At 70.7% G+C, this 2,179-nt stretch carries 1 protein-coding gene; it reads left to right on the forward strand.

Annotated features, from left to right (window positions below):
- Window positions 1-2,179: sensor histidine kinase (locus M8J73_RS29565; protein ID WP_372504037.1), on the forward strand; the 2,179-nt coding region annotated here is incomplete at both ends.

Consider the following 2,179-nt stretch of genomic DNA (forward strand, 5'->3'; position numbering starts at 1 on the left):
GCGCACCGGCGCGTCCACTCCTCCCGCGCCCGGCAAGCCCAAGGGCGACACGGCCGGTGTGACCGGTCCCGGATCACGAGTAGCCCTGCGCAACTGGCGCATCTCCACTCGTCTCGTCTCGCTGCTCGCCCTCCCCGTGGTGGCGGCGACCTCGCTGGGCGCACTGCGCATCGGCGACAACGTGGACGACATCCAGCAGCTCGACAACATGCGGCTGCTGACCGACATGACCAAGCAGGCGACCGAGCTCGCCGACGCGCTGCAGAACGAGCGCGACCTCTCCGCCGGTCCCCTCGCGCGGGGTCTCGACGCCAGCGACTTCACGGTCAAGGGCGCCCGTCAGAAGACGGACCAGGCCCGCGTCCTGTTCGCCGACGCGACCCAGGAGGCCGACAGCTCGAGCACCGCCCAGAACCTCCCCGGTGTCCGCGAAAGCCTCGTCCGCGTCACGCGAGCGCTGAACGACCTCAACACCGTCCGCAACAAGGCATACGCCGACCCGAAGAACTCCACGCAGACGGTCGAGGCGTACCACCGTCTGATCACCCAGCTGCTGGAACTCTCCCAGGACATGGCGGAGGCCACCAGCAACCCGGAAATGATCAAGCGCACCCGCGCCCTGGCCGCGTTCTCCTCGGCCAAGGAGTTCGCGTCCGTGCAGCGCGCGGTCATCGCGGCGGCCCTGCCGGTGAACAAGGACACGTTCGGCAACCTCTCCGAGAACGACCGGCTCTACGCGAAGTCGGCGCTGGACAACGAGGAGTCCGACCGCACCACCTTCGCCGACATCTACGGTGACGGCGCCGAGGTGCTCACCAAGCCGATCGACGACGCCAGCCCCACCATCGAGGCCTCCGACCTCTACGCGGACCGGGTGCTCGCCAGCGCCGGCGGTCTGCGCGGCCAGGACAAGCGTTCGTACAAGGACTGGACCGACGACTCCGGGACCAAGATCGAGCGTATGGAGAAGATCGAGGGCTCGCTCCTCGAGGAGATGGAGCAGACCGCTCGCGCGCTCCGTGCGGACGCCGAGCAAGAGGCGATCATCTCCGGTGCGCTCATCCTGCTCGTCCTCGGTGTGTCCCTGGTCGGCGCGTTCGTCGTGGCCCGCTCCATGATCCGCTCGCTGCGCAGGCTGCAGGACACGGCGACCAAGGTCGCCCAGGACCGCCTGCCCGAGCTGGTCAAGCAGCTGTCGGAGTCGGACCCGCAGGACGTCGACACCTCCGTCGAGTCCGTCGGTGTGCACTCGCGGGACGAGATCGGCCAGGTGGCCGCGGCCTTCGACGACGTGCACCGCGAGGCGGTCCGCCTCGCCGCCGAGCAGGCCCTCCTCCGAGGCAACGTCAACGCGATGTTCACCAACCTCTCGCGCCGCTCCCAGGGCCTCATCCAGCGTCAGCTCTCGCTCATCTCCGAACTGGAGTCCCGCGAGGCCGACCCGGACCAGCTGTCCTCGCTGTTCAAGCTCGACCACCTCGCCACCCGCATGCGCCGTAACGGTGAGAACCTCCTCGTCCTCGCCGGTGAGGAGCCCGGCCGCCGCTGGACCCGCCCGGTCCCGCTGGTCGACGTGCTCCGCGCCGCCGCCTCCGAGGTGGAGCAGTACGAGCGCATCGAGCTGGCCGCCGTGCCGACCACCGAAGTGGCCGGCCGCGTGGTCAACGACCTCGTGCACCTCCTCGCCGAGCTGCTCGAGAACGCGACCTCCTTCTCCTCGCCGCAGACCAAGGTCAAGGTCACCGGTCACGCGCTGCCCGACGGGCGGGTGCTGATCGAGATCCACGACACCGGTATCGGCCTCTCCCCCGAGGACCTCGCGGCGATCAACGAGCGCCTCGCCTCGCCGCCCACCGTGGACGTGTCGGTCTCCCGCCGCATGGGTCTGTTCGTGGTCGGTCGTCTGTCGCAGCGCCACGGCATACGCATCCAGCTCCGGCCGTCCGACTCGGGCGGCACGACCGCGCTGGTCATGCTTCCCGTGGACGTCGCGCAGGGCAACAAGAAGCCTGCTCCGGGCAAGCCCGGCCAGGGTGTCCCCTCCACCGGTGGCCCCGCCGCCGCGCAGGCCGCGGCCGGTGCCGCCGCCGCGCGTCGCCAGGCCGGCCAGTCGGGTCCGCAGCTCGGCGGTGGCCCCTCCGGTGGCGGCCTCCTCGGTGGCGCCCCGCAGCGCGGCCAG

This window comes from Streptomyces neyagawaensis (assembly GCF_023516595.1).
GTDB classification, from domain to species: domain Bacteria; phylum Actinomycetota; class Actinomycetes; order Streptomycetales; family Streptomycetaceae; genus Streptomyces; species Streptomyces neyagawaensis.